This is a genomic window from Chryseobacterium indoltheticum (genome assembly GCF_003815915.1).
In the GTDB taxonomy this organism is placed as follows: domain Bacteria; phylum Bacteroidota; class Bacteroidia; order Flavobacteriales; family Weeksellaceae; genus Chryseobacterium; species Chryseobacterium indoltheticum.
On the sequence record NZ_CP033929.1, the window covers coordinates 3,545,129 to 3,561,905 of the forward strand.

At 34.3% G+C, this 16,777-nt stretch carries 17 protein-coding genes; 7 read left to right on the plus strand and 10 right to left on the minus strand.

Annotation, left to right across the window (positions count from 1 at the left end):
* Nucleotides 1-189: 189 nt before the first annotated feature.
* On the plus strand, nucleotides 190-483 hold the full coding sequence (locus tag EG358_RS16320; RefSeq protein WP_076562130.1) for a hypothetical protein: 294 nt from the start codon (nucleotides 190-192) through the stop codon (nucleotides 481-483).
* A 97-nt stretch (nucleotides 484-580) separates the two neighbouring features.
* Here the strand turns inward: EG358_RS16320 and EG358_RS16325 are convergent, their stop codons facing one another.
* The 6 genes from EG358_RS16325 to EG358_RS16350 all read right to left on the minus strand — a co-directional run bounded on the left by EG358_RS16325 (nucleotide 581) and on the right by EG358_RS16350 (nucleotide 7,135).
* Nucleotides 581-1,993 carry a serine hydrolase gene (locus tag EG358_RS16325; RefSeq protein WP_076562131.1) on the minus strand — a complete coding sequence of 471 codons (1,413 nt, stop codon included), beginning with the start codon at nucleotides 1,991-1,993 and terminating at the stop codon, nucleotides 581-583.
* Nucleotides 1,994-2,021: 28 nt separating this feature from the next.
* Nucleotides 2,022-3,218: an efflux RND transporter periplasmic adaptor subunit gene (locus EG358_RS16330; RefSeq protein ID WP_076562132.1), complete on the minus strand. Its 1,197-nt coding sequence runs from the start codon at nucleotides 3,216-3,218 to the stop codon at nucleotides 2,022-2,024.
* Nucleotides 3,219-3,283: 65 nt separating this feature from the next.
* Nucleotides 3,284-4,552 carry an ABC transporter permease gene (locus tag EG358_RS16335; RefSeq protein WP_076562133.1) on the minus strand — a complete coding sequence of 423 codons (1,269 nt, stop codon included), beginning with the start codon at nucleotides 4,550-4,552 and terminating at the stop codon, nucleotides 3,284-3,286.
* A gap of 91 nt (nucleotides 4,553-4,643) precedes the next feature.
* The gene (locus tag EG358_RS16340) at nucleotides 4,644-5,873 is read right to left on the minus strand and encodes an ABC transporter permease (RefSeq protein WP_076562134.1); all 1,230 of its coding nucleotides are present in this window, start codon (nucleotides 5,871-5,873) and stop codon (nucleotides 4,644-4,646) included.
* Nucleotides 5,874-5,996: 123 nt separating this feature from the next.
* Entirely contained in the window at nucleotides 5,997-6,347 is a 351-nt protein-coding gene (locus EG358_RS16345; protein WP_076562135.1) for a four helix bundle protein, read from the minus strand.
* Nucleotides 6,348-6,445: 98 nt separating this feature from the next.
* Nucleotides 6,446-7,135 (minus strand): ABC transporter ATP-binding protein, encoded by a 690-nt coding sequence (locus EG358_RS16350; RefSeq protein ID WP_076562136.1) that lies wholly within the window; start codon nucleotides 7,133-7,135, stop codon nucleotides 6,446-6,448.
* 431 nt (nucleotides 7,136-7,566) lie between these two features.
* Between EG358_RS16350 and EG358_RS16355 the strand changes: the two genes are divergently transcribed.
* The 6 genes from EG358_RS16355 (at nucleotide 7,567) to EG358_RS16380 (ending at nucleotide 13,570) form a co-directional block, all read left to right on the plus strand.
* Nucleotides 7,567-8,541, plus strand: coding sequence for a ribonucleotide-diphosphate reductase subunit beta (locus tag EG358_RS16355; RefSeq protein ID WP_047442389.1), 975 nt, complete (start codon nucleotides 7,567-7,569; stop codon nucleotides 8,539-8,541).
* Nucleotides 8,542-9,280: 739 nt separating this feature from the next.
* A complete protein-coding gene (locus tag EG358_RS16360; protein WP_076562137.1) occupies nucleotides 9,281-10,939 on the plus strand; it encodes a ribonucleoside-diphosphate reductase subunit alpha in 1,659 nt (552 codons plus the stop codon).
* Nucleotides 10,940-11,095: 156 nt separating this feature from the next.
* On the plus strand, nucleotides 11,096-11,545 hold the full coding sequence (locus EG358_RS16365; protein WP_076562138.1) for a hypothetical protein: 450 nt from the start codon (nucleotides 11,096-11,098) through the stop codon (nucleotides 11,543-11,545).
* Nucleotides 11,542-11,742 carry a helix-turn-helix transcriptional regulator gene (locus EG358_RS16370; RefSeq protein ID WP_076562139.1) on the plus strand — a complete coding sequence of 67 codons (201 nt, stop codon included), beginning with the start codon at nucleotides 11,542-11,544 and terminating at the stop codon, nucleotides 11,740-11,742. Before EG358_RS16365 ends, EG358_RS16370 begins: the two co-directional genes overlap by 4 nt.
* A 459-nt stretch (nucleotides 11,743-12,201) precedes the next feature.
* Nucleotides 12,202-12,615, plus strand: a complete 414-nt coding sequence (locus tag EG358_RS16375) for an endonuclease domain-containing protein (protein ID WP_228421454.1) — start codon at nucleotides 12,202-12,204, stop codon at nucleotides 12,613-12,615.
* A gap of 64 nt (nucleotides 12,616-12,679) precedes the next feature.
* Nucleotides 12,680-13,570 (plus strand): DUF72 domain-containing protein, encoded by an 891-nt coding sequence (locus EG358_RS16380; RefSeq protein WP_076562140.1) that lies wholly within the window; start codon nucleotides 12,680-12,682, stop codon nucleotides 13,568-13,570.
* Nucleotides 13,571-13,572: 2 nt separating this feature from the next.
* On the opposite strand, the gene EG358_RS16385 is transcribed toward EG358_RS16380, so the two are convergent.
* The 4 genes from EG358_RS16385 to EG358_RS16400 form a co-directional block, all read right to left on the minus strand.
* On the minus strand, nucleotides 13,573-14,163 hold the full coding sequence (locus tag EG358_RS16385) for a hypothetical protein (RefSeq protein ID WP_083677086.1): 591 nt from the start codon (nucleotides 14,161-14,163) through the stop codon (nucleotides 13,573-13,575).
* Nucleotides 14,164-14,203: 40 nt separating this feature from the next.
* Nucleotides 14,204-14,845, minus strand: a complete 642-nt coding sequence (locus EG358_RS16390; protein ID WP_076562141.1) for an HD domain-containing protein — start codon at nucleotides 14,843-14,845, stop codon at nucleotides 14,204-14,206.
* A gap of 93 nt (nucleotides 14,846-14,938) precedes the next feature.
* The gene (locus EG358_RS16395; protein WP_076562142.1) at nucleotides 14,939-15,781 is read right to left on the minus strand and encodes an alpha/beta hydrolase family protein; all 843 of its coding nucleotides are present in this window, start codon (nucleotides 15,779-15,781) and stop codon (nucleotides 14,939-14,941) included.
* A gap of 90 nt (nucleotides 15,782-15,871) precedes the next feature.
* Nucleotides 15,872-16,759, minus strand: coding sequence for a ribokinase (locus tag EG358_RS16400; RefSeq protein ID WP_076562157.1), 888 nt, complete (start codon nucleotides 16,757-16,759; stop codon nucleotides 15,872-15,874).
* Between the last annotated feature and the right edge of the window lie 18 nt (nucleotides 16,760-16,777).

Consider the following 16,777-nt stretch of genomic DNA (forward strand, 5'->3'; position numbering starts at 1 on the left):
TATTACGATAATAAGTTTAATATTGAAAATTTAATTTATCGTTAAATACGGAATCACATTTAATTTGCTTTGTTAAACATTGCCTTTTTAAAATATGCAAGATTGGCAAATTTGACTGGAATCGTTACAAAATAGTCTTAACTAAATGATATATTTGCATAATCTTAAAATCGAAAATCGTTTAGAGTTATGGGAAAGAAAAAATACAAAAAACACTTACTTAAGTCGTTAAAATCTCTTGGTGAATCTGAACATTTGATTCTTAAAAGCATGACCAACCTTATGCTGCATGGGGAACTTAAGAAAAGCAACATCGAATTTAAAGATGGGGACACCTTCAGTTTCAAAGACAATATTTTTGATTACAGCGAAGATAAAAATGTAAGAAAATTGGCTAAGCTTCGCAGAAAAATGTTGAAGACCGCCAATCAACTGGTGGTTAAAAATAAATTTAAGGATAAAGAAATTAATTTTTTAGGCTAAATTTCATCCAAATAAACTTTATTTGAGAATAATACATCAAAAAAGTCCCAGAAAATGTGGGACTTTTTGCATTTATTTCAGGGTAAAATTATTTTGCTTATTTCGTTTCGCTTGTGCTATTTAGCAACTCCAAGCACAATTTATCGATATTTTGTGCTTTTGGATTAAATGCTGAAACATTTGATAAAATGATAATGGCATTCTTGCTTTCAGTACTAAAAGCTAAAGACGAAGAATATCCGGCCGTTCCTCCGTTATGCCAAAAAAATTCGCTATTATTTTTATTTTTCAGAATATGCCATCCTAATCCGACTTTCATTTTTTCATTGACTATAAAAGTTGGTTTTCTTGTTAATGCAAGTTCAGTGTTTTTAGCATTAAACTGAGCCTCAACAAATTTTGCCAAATCTTCGGTCGTAGACAAAATCCCACCACCACCGAACAAAACATCAAAATCCCAATTGGAAACTTTTTCACCACTCGCATTTAGTCCGTCGACAAGTTTGTCTTGTAGATTTTTTGAGCTTAAAAAAGAATTGTTCATTTTATATTTATCGAATATCCTTCTTTGCAATAATTGCTGTAATGTAGTTTTTTGACTTATTCCCAATGTATATCCCAATAATCCGGCTCCTAAATTTGAATATTCATATTTTACTTGATCATTTTTTAATTTTAAATTATCTTTAAGATAAGCTTCAATTTCTTTTTTACCATAATTCTTGTACGGATTACTTTCGTTGGTTAAGTCCAAATTATTCGGAAGACGTGGTAAACCAGAAGTGTGATTGGCTAAGCTCTTAAAGTTTAATTTACTATTTCCTGCAAACGGAAAAGAATAATAAGAATTGATATTATCGTTTAAGTTAATCTTTTTATCTTCAACTAATGAAGCTAAAACAGTTGAAGTAAAAGTTTTTGTAATAGAGCCTATTTCAAAAACATTGTTGTGGTTTTCAATACTTTTTATCGTATCATTTTGTTTTATAATTCCGTAAAAATGAATTTTCCCACTTTCTATATATGCAATTGAAATCTGAGTATTATTCGGAAAATCTTTTGCATTTAAAAATATAGCTTCACTTACACTTTTAGGAAATTGACGCAAAGCATTTACTGTTTTACTATTTTCCTGAACTCTGTTTTCTTCTGACTTTTCGTAAGGCTTTACAAAAAAACCGTTGATTTTGTTCTGATCATTCAGAGAAATATTCACAGCCAAGACTGCTTTTTCAAATTTGGTTTTATAAGCAGCATAGGTTTCTTGATAAGCTATAAATTCCTTACTCTCTATTTTACCAAACTGCAATTTCAAATTAGACAGAAATTGCTTGGTATCTTCAAGAGGTAAAGCGTTCTGCATTTCAGGCGAGAAACTATTAAAAATATCATTATAATTTCCAGAATTGTAATTATTCTGAAAAAGATCAGCCGCAGTTTTATAATTAGCAGATTGAGCAAAGAACAGACTTGTTAAACTAACAAGTAAAAGTAAAAATATTTTTTTCATGCTTAAAGTATCAACTTTTACACTTGAATTATTTCTTAGCTTTCTCTGTCAGTTCTTCTTTATCTTTATCGGAAGGGTTCCAAACTTTTACTTCAGAATTCTGATTGATTCCTGACAGAATCTGTACATTGATTCCGTCGCTTGCACCAAGCTTCACATATACTTTTTTGAATTTGCCGTCTTTCTGTTTTACCTCAACGAAAGGAACGTCTTTACCATTCTTCTTTTCATACTGAATTAAAGATTCATCCAAAAGCAATGCATTTTTCTGTGAACTCATCACAATTTCTCCGTTGGCTGAGAAACCGGCTCTGATGTATTCGTTATTCGGATTGTTTACATCACCTTCTACCGGGAATTTTATCGTTCCGTTGGTATCTTTTCCTTTTGGTGCGATCATTGTCAGCCTTCCAGGAAAAGACTTATTCTGCAAAGCTCCGATTACGATTTTCATATCCATTCCCTGCTTCAGTTTTCCGGCTTGTGCTTCATCAATTTCACCCTGGAAAATCAATGAATTCAAATCTGCAATAGAGCATATCGTTGTTCCGGCATTGAAAGAGTTGGCTTCAATTACCTGGCTTCCTACTTTTACCGGAACTTCAAGAACAGTTCCTGCGGCTTTAGAACGAATTTGTGTTGTCGCCAGACCCTGCAATTCCGGAATAGCTCCTGTTTTTGCAATCTGCAAAGTTTTTTGTGCAGTTACCAATTGTTGGTTTGCATTTCTCAAAGCTTGTTGCTGCGTATATAATTGTTGCTGAGCCGTCAAATATTCCTGTTTTGAAACAACACCTTGCTTAAACAATTTTTCAGACATTGCAAACTGAGTCTGCATATTTGCAACATTCATTTTTGCATTATTAATCTGAAGCTGTGCGTTTTGCACATTTTGTGTTGCATTATTTACTTCCGCTATATTCGGAACAATTCTTACCGTTGCAATCAATTGTCCGGCTTCTACCCTATCTCCTTCATCTACCAAAATTTTCTCAATAATCCCTGCGATATTCGGCTTAATTTCGATTTCTTCTTTAGGAACGATTTTTCCTGTTGCCATCACTTTGTCTTCCATATTCTGAATAGAAGGTTTCCGGGTAAGAAAAGCCTCACTTTGGGTAGAATTTGATTTTACCACATAGCTGATTCCTGAAAATAATGCTACCGCAAACAAAAGCCCCAAAAATATGTAGATGCCTTTTTTCCAGGTAAATTTCTTTTTCATATATAGTTTATTTTTTTTAATTTATTTAAAATATTGATTGCTGTTCGTTATCTAAATTTTCAAATTTATTCGCTCCTCAATGCTTCGATCGGGCGTATTTTAACTGCTCTCTGTGCAGGTATCATCCCAATAATCAATCCTAAAACAACCATCACCGTCATTGCGCTGAATACATTGCTGTAATTGACTGTTGGATTGTAAAATGGAAAATCATCCTGATTTTGAGTTAGCGTATTAAAGATCATCAAAACGAAAATTCCGAAAATAAACCCGAGTAAACCCGAGCTTAATGTAATCACGACACTTTCAAGCAGAATCTGGTTTCTTACTTCTGAAGGTTTTGCGCCTAAAGCTCTTCGGATCCCTATTTCTTTTGTTCTTTCTTTTACCGTGATCAATAAGATATTCGATATTGCAATTACGCCTGCAAGAATAGTTAAAGTTCCTACAATGATGGTTAAAAGCTGCATTCCGGTTAAAAATCCTGTCAGCTTTTTAAATTCTTTTCCAAGGTTAAAACTTCCAAAAGCATTGGTATCTTCAGGAGAAACCTTGTTTTTCTTTTTCAATTCACTCTTTACTTTATCTTCCACATCATTTACGTCTGCATTTGGTTTACTTACAATCGCAAAAACATCTACATTATCGCCGTCGTTATAGATTTTCGTAAACGTGGAAAGCGGGATAAAAACAGTCTGATCATTATCCATTCCGCCACCTCTTTTCACTCTGAATACACCAATTACATTAAAGAATATACCTTTTACATTGATTGATTTACCAATAGGATTTTCATTCTTTTTAGAATCAAAAAAGTTTTTATAAACCTCTTCGCCAATGACGGCTACATTTTTATTTTGTGAAACATCAGCATCATTTAAATACCTTCCGTAAATAAGTTTTTTCTCTGAAATTTTATTTCCGATAGGATAATCTCCATTCAGACTATAGGTCGCCGTTTTTCCATTTCTAGACATTTGTTCTCCTGCACTTCCGAAGTTACCTCGTGAGTTTTTTGGCGAAATATATTCAATCTCATTGATTTTTCGCTGAAGCATATCGACATCCTGAAGTTTCAGATCCATCGCTCTCCCTTTCGGAAAGCCTTCGTAAGGAATTGATGTGTTTTGTGCCCACAGGAAAATAGAATTGGTCGCAAAACCTGAAAATAATTTATCAAAACCATTTTCCATTCCTTTTGCAGAGCCCAGTAAAACAACGTAAAGAAACATTCCCCAGCCCACGCCAATCATGGTAAGAAACGTACGAAGCTTATTATTCTTGAGTGAATAATAAATCTCCTGCCATGTATCTTTTTTAAATAAAATGTTCACTTTTGTTGAGTTATAAGTTATTAATTATGAGTTAAGAGTTAATTCATAATTTCATTTTTAAATTAACTGATTATCAAATTTTCAAATTAAATTATTCCGTTCTTAATGCTTCAATCGGTTTAATCTTTGAAGCCCTGTAAGCCGGAACGAAGCCTGCAATTAATCCTGAAATTACCAAAGCAATGAATGCGGCGATAATTTCGTACCAGCCCACGCTTGGGTTTTTAATAAAATATTCTTCTAAATTATCTCCTATTAGATGTAAGGCTAAAACCCCCAATCCAACTCCTACAAATCCTGAAACGACCGTTATTACAACGCTTTCCTGAACAATCAAAGCAACAATACTTCCCGGCTTTGCGCCAATTGCTTTTCGCACTCCGATTTCTTTGGTTCTTTCTTTAACGATGTAAACCATGATGTTACTGATTCCGATAATTCCTGCCAATAAAGTTCCCAATCCAATGAACGTTACAATTCCCGTAAGAACCGCCATAAACATGAAAGTTTCATTCATATTTTTAGCATTATTCCAAACACGAATTCCATTTTCATCGTCGGGAGAAACATTTTTTCGGGCTTTAAGACCGTCTTTCAGTTTATCACCATATTTTATTGCCTCTTCCGGAGTTAGATTTTCATTATAAGCAATGTATGCCGTACTTATCGTATCCGAACCTTTTTTCATCTGCTGTAACGTGGTAATAGGAATTGTAATATGTCGCTCATCATTATCCCCTCCATCATCAGAAAACACTCCAATAACCTTGAACATGGTTCCATTAATATCTAAATCTTTACCAACCGGGCTTCCATTTTTTATTAAATCTCGCTGTACCATTCTCCCTATCACTGCAACGTTTTGCTTCCGTACCAAATCCATTGACGAGACGTAACGCCCTTCCAACATTTTTCTGTTTTCGATGTATTTTTCTTCAGGATCGGCTCCGTTGATTTGATAAGAACCACTTTCTTTACCATACTTCACCATCAAATTGGCGGTATATCTCGGTGTTGAATACCCTACTTTTTCTTTATCATTATTTACTAAGAAATCATAATCTTCATTGTTCATCGTCACGGTACGGTCAGATTGCAAACCATTGTAAGCAATCGTTGTTTTCCCTGAATAAATGGTAATCAGGTTTTGGGCATCTCGCGCAAAGCCTTCTGTAAAAGCGTTTTTCAGACCACTTCCAATTCCGAAAAGAACAATAAAAATAAACAGCCCCAATGCCACGGTAAAGCCCGAAAGCACCGTTCGCAATACATTACTGCGAATCGAACTGAATATTTCCTGCCAACGATCTAGGTCAAACATATTTTTGTTTTTTTACTTTGTAAAAAAGTCAATTATTTTTAATGTCAATTGTCAATTTCTTCGAGTCAATTGTTAATTTTAACTCTTCTAAAAATTCACTTACGAAGAAAAATTGACCATTCACTATTTTAACATTCCACTCAAAAGGATAAATGTTGTTTTTAATTTATTTCCCGCTTTTTCTAAATCAACCAGATTAAGATATTCAGATTCAATAATTATATCAAAACAAGAATCCAATTCTATTACTGAGCCTCTTGAAATTTCAAAATATCTTTTTCTTTCAATTTCAGATTTTCTAGAGCAACCTTCGGTAATATTTAAGACTACAGAAGTTGAAGCTCTTCTTATTTGATCTGTTAAATTAAATTTTTCTTCAGTTGGAAGACTATTTAATATTTTATAACATTCAAATCTTAACTCTCTTGCCGATTTATAGACATCGAGTTTATAATGATTTAGATTTAAAAACATTTTTTCTCATTTTAAAACTCATTTGTGTTTATTTTATAATTATTGCACCTGTTTAAAAATTCACTTGCGAAGAAAAATTGACCATTCACAATTCACCCTTAAAGCACAATTTGCTTTATAAACTCGTCACTTTCTATAATTCCGTCTCGTAAAATGACGTTTCTTTTGGTCTGAGCGGCAACATCAGGCTCGTGTGTTACAACGATGATTGTTTTTCCTTCACTGTTGATGTCCTGAAGAAGTTTCATAATATCATGCGTGGTTTTTGAATCTAATGCTCCGGTTGGTTCATCGGCAAGAATTACTTTTGGATCTGTAATTAATGCTCTTGCAATGGCAACTCTTTGTTTTTGACCACCCGAAAGCTCATTTGGTAAATGATTTGCCCATTGTGCCAAGCCTACTTTCTCAAGATATTCTAATGCTTTTTGATTTCTCTCTTTCCTTGAAACATTTTGATAATATAAAGGAAGAGCTACATTTTCTATAGCTGTTTTGTAACCTATCAAATTGAAAGACTGAAACACAAATCCCAAAAATCGTGAGCGGTATTCAGCAGCTTTTACTTCATTTAAATGTTCGATAGGAATACCATCCAATTCGTAAATCCCAGAATCTTTTTCATCAAGAATTCCGATAATATTCAGTAAAGTTGATTTTCCCGAACCCGAACTTCCCATAATAGAGACAAATTCACCCTCAGAAATATTGAGGTTGATTCCTTTGAGAACGTGCAGTTTACTCTTGCCCGTGTCGTATGATTTATTGAGATCCTGAATTACTAACATTAAGCTTTGGATGTTTTTATGTCTTATAAGTAGCTACTACAATCATTTTGTTACAAGATTAAAAAATTCTTTTTAAATTACACCTGTTTAATACATTACATTTTGAAATTCAATAAGTTAAAAATTATTGTTTAACCAGAATCATTGCCAGCAATTTGTTTCTGCTGCTTAAGTTCCTCTAATCCAATGGCAAAGGGAGTTTCATGTAAATGTGGAAAACTTTTAAGGTTAAAAGTCAGTCAATTAGTGTTTACCCCTTTTAAAATCAGTCTTCATTCTCTAACTTTGTAGGTAGATTATGAAAGAAAATAGTTGAGATTCAAGATTAATCAATCACCCGATTAACTTTCAAAAAATCAAATACTTATCAATTATATGATTGTATTTTCAGAAATCTATTTATTACAAAACAAAAGACATTACAATTCAATATGGGAATTTTTGATAAAAGAGTAAGCTATAAGCCATTTGAGTATCCTGAGGTTCTTCAGTTTACAGAAGCAATCAACAAATCTTTCTGGGTACACTCGGAAGTAGATTTTACGGCAGACGTTCAGGATTTTCAGTCACAACTTGAGCCTCACGAAAAAAATGCAGTAAAAAATGCACTTTTGGCGATTGCTCAGATTGAAGTTTCTGTAAAGTCATTTTGGGGTAATCTATATCACCACTTACCAAAACCTGAACTGAATGGTTTGGGATCTACATTCGCTGAATGTGAATTCCGTCATTCTGAAGCGTATTCGCGTTTGCTGGAAGTTTTAGGATATAACGAAGAATTTACCCATGTTGTAGAAGTTCCTGCATTGAAAAAGAGAATAGATTTCTTATCAAATGTGCTGAAGCATGCTAATTCTGCAACTCCGAAAGAATATGTTTCGTCTTTGCTTTTATTCAGTATTCTGATTGAGAATGTGTCTTTATTCTCGCAGTTTGCAATTATTTTGTCTTTCACAAGATTTAAAGGTTTCATGAAAAATGTTTCCAATATTATTGCGTGGACATCTATTGATGAGCAGATTCATGCGAATGGAGGAATTTATCTGATCAATAAAATACGTGAGGAGCAACCTGATCTTTTAACTGATTCTGACATTGAAGATATTTACACTTTGGTAGACCAATCAATCGAGCTTGAAGGAGAAATTCTTGATTGGATCTTTGAAATGGGTGAGCTTGATAAATTCTCAAAACAAGATTTAATTAACTTTATGAAATACCGTGTTGACGAAAGTTTAACTAAGATCAACATGGAAAAACGTTACAACACGACAGCTGAACAGTACAGTCCGATGAAATGGTTCGAAGAGGAAGTTTTCGCCAATTCTATGGATGATTTCTTTGCAAAAAGGCCGGTGGATTATACGAAGCATGATAAGAGTATTACGGCGAATGATCTTTTCTAAATATTAAATTTAAATTTTAGATTTTAAATGATTTGGGCGCCAGTTTCCGCCTTCCACTCCCGCTTTTTGTTTACCCTCTAACTCCCTAAAGGGAGAACCAATATAAACAAAAGAGCTCCGTTCAAGTCGGGGTGCGAGCGAAGCGAGCGTAAAAACAGTTAGTATTAGCGATGTCATGCTGAGCTTGTCGAAGCATCTGCAGAAAAGATGAGATTGCTTCGTGCCTCGTAATGACGAAAATAAATGGATGCTATTAAAAAACCTCATAGGTTTTGAAAACCTATGAGGTTTGGCAGAGACATCAATAGGAACGGGCTTTAGCCCGTTTTCAAAAGAGAAGAAGTTCATGTGGCTTTAGCCAAAACTTAATGCGGTTGCTTTTGCACAAAGAACCTTGTCAAGGTTGATTCAGAAGTGGGAAGATTAAATTGATTCAAAGAGATGCTTCCTTTCTCGCAATGACAGAATTCAGTGGTAATAAAAAACAAAACGTCGTCCTAGCCCTGCAGCGACATCCTTTTTTGTGATTGCGGTGGCAGAAAAGTGAAAATGATAAATTAATGTTGTTCGCAATCACAAAAAAGATATAGCGGAAAGCAGGTAGAAAATTGAGAAGAAGCACATACAAAATGCTTCTAAATAAAAAAATAATAGTAAAACAAAAAATTGCTTCACTTCGACAAGCTCAGTGTAAACTCACTGCGACGGAAGACTCTGAAGCAACAAAAAAATATAAAGAATGGAAGAACAAAACAACAATATCTGGTGGCTCAACGAAGAATCTGAGCAAATGCTGAACAGAGGTTACCTTCTGAAAGGCGAAACCGTAGACGGTGCAATCGATAGAATCACAACTGCCGCAGCAAAAAAATTATACAAACCTGAACTGCAGCCGGCTTTCAAGGAGATGATCATGAAAGGATGGATCAGTTTTTCTTCTCCGGTGTGGGCGAATATGGGAACGCAGAGAGGTCTTCCAATCTCTTGTTTCAACGTGCATATTCCGGACAGCATTGAAGGAATTACCCACAAAATGGGTGAAGTGATCATGCAGACGAAAATCGGGGGCGGAACTTCAGGATATTTCGGGGAACTTCGTAACAGAGGAACTGCAGTAACCGATAACGGAAAATCTTCAGGAGCAGTTTCGTTTATGAAATTGTTTGACACTTCTATGGATGTGGTTTCTCAAGGTGGCGTTAGAAGAGGTGCTTTTGCGGCCTATCTTGATGTTGACCACGGTGATATTGAAGAATTTTTATCAATTAAAGACATCGGAAGTCCGATTCAGAACCTGTTTACCGGAATTTGCGTTCCGGATTACTGGATGCAGGATATGATCGACGGTGATGCCGATAAGCGTAAAATCTGGGCAAGAGTTTTGGAAAGCCGTCAGCAAAAAGGTCTTCCTTATATTTTCTTTACCGATAACGTTAACAGAAACAAACCTCAGGTTTATAAAGATCTTGGATTGACGATTAATGCAAGTAACCTTTGTTCGGAAATTATGCTTCCGTCTACAAGACAGGAATCTTTCATCTGTTGTCTGTCTTCTATGAACTTAGAATTATACGACGAGTGGAAAGATACCAACGCAGTACAGTTGGCGATCTATTTCCTTGACGCTGTCTTATCTGAATTTATTGAGAAAACTGAAGGAAATTATTATCTTCAGGGAGCACGAGATTTTGCATTGCGTCACAGAGCGCTAGGTTTGGGGGTTTTGGGATATCATTCTTATCTTCAGAAAAACATGATTCCTTTTGAGAGTTTTGAGGCGACACAGTTTAATGCAAGAGCTTTCAAACACATCAGAGCGCAGGCGGATATTGCATCTAAAGAATTAGCAAACATCTATGGAGAACCTGAATTATTGAAAGGTTACGGTATGAGAAATACAACGGTAATGGCGATTGCTCCTACGACTTCAAGTTCTGCAATCTTAGGTCAAACTTCTCCAGGAATTGAGCCTTTTGCATCAAATTACTACAAAGCAGGTTTGGCGAAAGGAAACTTCATGCGTAAGAATAAATATCTTGCTAAATTGCTTGAAGAAAAAGGTCTTGACAACGAAGAAACTTGGAGAACAATTATGCTAAACCATGGTTCTGTTCAACACCTGACTGAACTGACTGATGAAGAAAAAGCAGTATTCAAAACATTTAAAGAAATTTCTCCAATGGAAATTATTTCTCAGGCTGCACAAAGACAACAATACATCGATCAGGCTCAGTCTCTGAACTTGCAGATTCCTTCAACAATGCCTGTAAAAGATGTGAATTACCTTTACATCGAAGCTTGGAAGAAAGGTGTGAAAACTTTGTATTACCAAAGAAGTTCGTCTGTTTCTAAGGAAATGATGGTGAATTTTGTGAGCTGCTCGGCTTGTGAAGCTTAATTGAAGAGTCAAGTAAAAAGTTTAAAGAGCCAAGTTTTGGCTGTGAATATTGAAACCGCGGAAATTTTTTCTGCGGTTTTTATTTTAAATTAAATGTAAAATAAACTTTACATATTGTAAAATATTCTTTACATTTGTTTTATTAAAATTAGTCGCATGAATACATTACAACTTTTTCCGCACCATTTTAAGATGATCGGTTGGTTTATTTTTATCCCGTCATTAATTCTGGGATTAATTTCTCTATCTGGAGTGATGAACTTTGAAATTTCTCTGCCAGTCATCTATAATTCAGGATTTTTGAATAATGAAGACCAAGGTTTTCTGCAAACCGCAAACATTGATTTATTCCCCAATTTATTTGGAGTTTTAATTATTATCGGCGGAATTTTGGTCGGATTTTCCAAAGAAAAAATTGAAGATGAGTATATTTCGAGTCTACGCTTAAAGTCCGTTTTCTGGAGTTTGATTGCAACCTATTCTATTGTTCTTATTTTATTTATATCCATTTTTGGAAGCCTCTTTTTCACAGCAATGATCTTCAGTATGTTCTTACCTTTGGTTTTGTATGTTTTCAGATTTAATTATTTATTAATTAAAAAATGAAAAATAAAATTAAACTCGAAAGAGCCATAAAAAATATCACACAGGAAGATTTAGCAAAAAAAATCGGAGTTTCTCGACAAACGATTAATGCCATGGAAGCAGGAAAATATGTTCCATCGACGGTTTTAGCATTGAAAATTGCGAAATATTTTGATAAGAAAGTTGAAGATATTTTTGAGTTGGAAGATGGGGAATGAAATTGTTTTACTAAATCGAAATTTGGTTAGAGAAATTTGTTGCTCCGGCCCTAAAGGGAGAAAATTTCATATCACATTTATTTTTCACTCAAATATTTTTATCACAAATAATCTGCATCATTTCAACTTTTAACGAACGTTTGTATTTCCTAAAATCTAAAATCACTCCCTTTAGGGTTGGGGAAAATGATTTTTGATTTCTGTAGAGAATTTGTTGCCCCAGCCCTAAAGGGGGCAAATTTCATATCCCACTATTTTGCGCAATCAAAATATTTTTACCAAAAATAAATAACTCCATCTTTTCAACTTTTAACGAACGCTTGTATTTCCTAAAATCTAAAATCACTCCCTTTAGGGTTGGGGAAAATGATTTTTGATTTCTGTAGAGAATTGTTGCCCGACACTAAAGGGAGCAAATTGTGATATGTCGAAAATTTATTAGCTTTAATAAAAACACAAATGAAAAAATTAAAACCTAATTACGATGATGGAATGTGGAAAGGAGCTCCATCAAGTTCGTTTTTAAAATCACAATCTTTACGAAATAATGAAACTAAAGCAGAGAAAATTCTATGGGAAAAACTTAGAAGCAATCAGCTGAAAGGTCATAAATTCAGGAGGCAGCACCCAATTAGTTTATTTATTGCTGACTTTTATTGTCATCAATTAAAACTAATTATTGAGGTCGACGGAGAATACCATAATGCTCCGGAACAGATTAAAAAAGACGATGAGAGAACTCAAAGTTTACAAGATAATGGGATGAAAATTATCCGCTTTACTAATTGTGAAATTGAAAACAACATAGGTAAAGTAATCACTCAGATCGGTTTAATAATAGATGCAATTACACTTGAAAAGAATCCCAAGTAATTTTCTAACAATTTTAATTATCTTTGTTTAAAGCATCATTCAATAATCCTTAAAACCTCAATCTATGAAATTCGGACAAGTAGAAGATCCTTCAAAAATAGATTTTACGTTACCAAAAGACCATTCAAGAACTAAAGAAATTTTAAAGCAAAATAAAAAAGGACTTGAAAATATATCAATTGGCTGCGCAAAATGGAATAAAACTGATCTTAAAGGCTTTTATCCGAAAGGAACAAAGGACGAACTGACATATTACGCCACACAGTTCAATTCAATTGAGCTGAATGCTACTTTCTACGGAATGCCAAGCTCTGAACAGGTTTTAACGTGGAAAGAAAAAACACCGGCGAATTTTAAGTTTTTTCCAAAGATTACCAATACGGTTTCTCATTTTAGAAGGCTTCTGAATATTGATGATGTAGTTACACAGTTTGCAACGGCTGTCTTGAATTTTGATGAGAAATTAGGAATGGTTTTTCTACAGCTTCACGATAATTTTAAACCAAAAGATTACGAAAGACTAGAACAGTTTGTAAATAAATGGCCCAAAGAAGTACCTTTAGCCATCGAACTCAGAAATACCGAATGGTTTACTGATGAAGAGATTTTTGATAAAACCTGCGAGCTTTTTGAAAACAACAATATCACCAATATTATCGTAGATACTGCCGGAAGAAGAGATATGCTTCACATGCGACTAACGACTCCAAACGCATTCATCAGATATGTTGGTGCCAACGATGAAAGTGATTACCAAAGATTAGACGATTGGTTGAAACATCTTACAAAATGGAAAAAAGAAGGTCTTCAGAATCTTTATTTTTTCGTTCATCAAAACATTGAGAAAGCATCACCGCTTCTTTCAGCTTATTTTATTGAAAATCTAAACAAGGAATGGAAAACTGATCTTCTGATTCCTAAAATGGGGCAGGAAAATATGCCTAGTTTATTTTAGAATTATTTCTTTTTTACTAATAAAACAAAGTTTAGAAACAGTAAAAGAAAACAAAGCGTTACCCAAATTCCCATCAGCATATTTTGGTAATTGTCTTCCTCTATTTCCTTTTTTGCTATTGCAGAAAGCTTTTCGCTTTGGTTGATGTAATTCTGGACCTCAATCATCTGATCCATATTTTTATTGGGAACAGAATGCTGGGAAAAGTAAACCAGATTTTTTTTTCCTAAATACCCGGCAATCCAGTATTCATCAGACTTCGTCATTTTCAGATACTCTATTCTGTAATATTCGGGACGGATTTTTCCGATATGCTTGGTTTCTAAAGGTGTATTTTTATCAAGATTATTGAGATTGATGACATAAAAGTCTAAAGGCTGCGGAAGTTTATTAATAACCTGCAACGACAGAGAATTGTTTACAACACCTATTACAGATTTTTTAATAAACCAATAGGTAAAAACCGAGACCGCAAAAACCACACTTGCAATCCTGAAAAGTTTAGCCAGCTGACCCAACTTTCCTCTTTTCAGCTTTGAAAAAAAAAGTGAGAAAACAAGCGAAAGAAAAATAACAAAAATGATAAATCCCATAAGTGCAAAGATACTTATTTAAAGATTGTTGATGAGGTTCTTAATCCACATTCCACTCTTTCATAAACTGGTCGAGGAAAGTCAGCATAAACTGATGTCTTTCTTCGGCTATTTTTTCACCTTCATTCGTATTCATCAAATCTTTTAACAGCAGAAGCTTTTCATAGAAATGATTAATCGTTGTGCCGTTTGATTTTTTGTACTCCTCTTTAGACATATTCAGTTTTGGTTGAATATCCGGATGATACATCAGATTATTTTTAAAACCACCAAAATTAAAAGTTCTCGCAACACCAATGGCGCCAATCGCATCGATTCTGTCGGCATCCTGTACAATTTTAAGTTCAATCGGTAAATCAGCAGGAACCTCATTTCTATTTTTAAATGAAATATTCTGAATTATAAATAAAACCTGCTGAATAATTTCTTCTTCGGCATTCTGACTTTCTAAAAATTCTCTTGAAATTTTTAAGGCGACAGTTTCGTCTCCATTATGAAATTTAGGATCGGCAATATCGTGCAATAAAGCAGAAAGCTCAACAACCTCAAGGTTACAATCTTCAGTCAGAGCAATTTTCTTTGATAGTTTCCAGACTCTTTCGATGTGAAACCAGTCGTGACCTGCTTCTGCGCCTTCCAGTTTCTCTTTTACAAACTGTATTGTGTTTTGTATGATGTTCATTTTTGAATTTTGATATAATTTATTTTTAAACCACCCCGTCAAAAATTCTTTCGAATTTTATCCACTCCTCCAGAAGATGGGAATTTTAATTGCCTAATTTTTAATTTCATTCAGAATAATATTCCAAAGTTTTTTATTGTAGCTTCTGAAAAAGTTGACATGTCCTATTTCACCTTTTTCAGATTCTGAAGTCTGTAAAAATCTATAATCAGGTTTCAGATTAGGATAAACATCATTAAGGAGACTTTTCACTCCTTTATCGGTTAACCAAACATCGTCTTCAGCATATAATACCAATACTTTTTGGTTTAATTCTTTTGAATAATCATTCGTTTTAAGCAATAATTTTCCGGTAGATTTCCGGTTCAAAATTAAGGTTCTCCAGTCATAAGCGCAATTTTTTGGAAGACTTTCTCCCAAACCAAACCAATGTGCTGGGAAATAACCAAATAGCTCGGTAAAAAAAGGCTGGGCAAACCCAAAACCGAAAAAAGCTTCCAATTTGGTCTTCCATTTCAGGTTTCCAATAAAAGCATTTTGGGTAGCTACGAAAATAAATCTTTCAAATACTTTAGAATTTTCATTCATCCCGATAATTAGAGCACCGACAGAATGCCCTAAACAGAACTTCTGATAATCTGGAAAATTTTCTATTACAAATTCTGTAAGCCTTTTAAAATCTTCACTTCCCCAGGTTCGCATTGAGGCTTTGAAATTTCTCATTTTTTCAGGTTTTGATAATCCAATTCCTCGATAATCGTAAGTAATAACAGTAAACCCCTGTTCTGCAAAAAACTGAGCAAAAGAAAAGTAAACCTGCTGCTTTACCCCCGTTGCAGAATTAATGAGAATAATTTTCTCATTAGATTTTTCTGGTTTAAAAATATGTGCGCTAAGTTGAAATTGATCTTTTGTGGTGAGAGTCAGTTTTTCCATGGTATATAATAAAAAATCCACATCAAATGTGGAAATTTTAGTTTTAAAAATCTTTATTTAAAAGAGTTTTCAATATGCATTAAATAGAGTCTACCTAAGATCTTTAAGATATGGAAGTGCTGTTTGCGCACCCTTTCCTAGCGATACTTTAGACGACACAAGATTTCCGAATTTCACGCAGTCTTCAATGGTATTTCCGTGGCATAATGCCACTGCAAAACCCGATGTAAAAGCGTCGCCCATTCCCATTTTGTAAACCATGCTTTCATTTTCATTGCGAAAATATTTCATCTCGGTTCCGTCAAAATAAATTGTAGAATTGGTTTCGTCTCTTACAAAAAGCTTATTAAAATATTTCTTAAGTATTTCTTCCCTTTTGTCTTCTCCAAAAATAACAGAAAGCTCATTGCTTCGAGCGATGATAAAATCGACCTGGTCCAAAATCTGTTCATTTACTTTCGCTCCAGGAGAAGCATACAAACCAACTATTTTCCCAAGATTTTTGGCTTTTCTCACTGTATGTTCTACAACTTCCATTGGGATTTCCAACTGCAAAAGAACAAGGTTTGATGAGTGAATATACCTTTCAGCATTATCAATCTGCTTCACAGTTACTTTTTTATTGGCAGCGGAATCTACAACCACAGAAAATTCTCCGTTGCAGCTCGTAACATAGGCAATACCTGTAGCTTCCTGATCGGTTTCATAAACAAAACCTACATTCACGTTTTCATTGACAAGATTTCGCATTATCTGTTGCCCCAAAGGATCTATCCCGACACAACCTACAAAATAAACACCAGCTCCCAATCTTGCTGTACCAACGGCCTGATTGGCACCTTTTCCTCCAAAATAGTTTTCAGAATACGTGGCCATTACCGTTTCATTATGAGACGGTATTTTATCAGCATATAATATTAAATCTAATGAACAACTGCCTACAACGACAATCTTTGGGTGCACTGAAGAAAAATTCATCATAAATATAAATAGTCT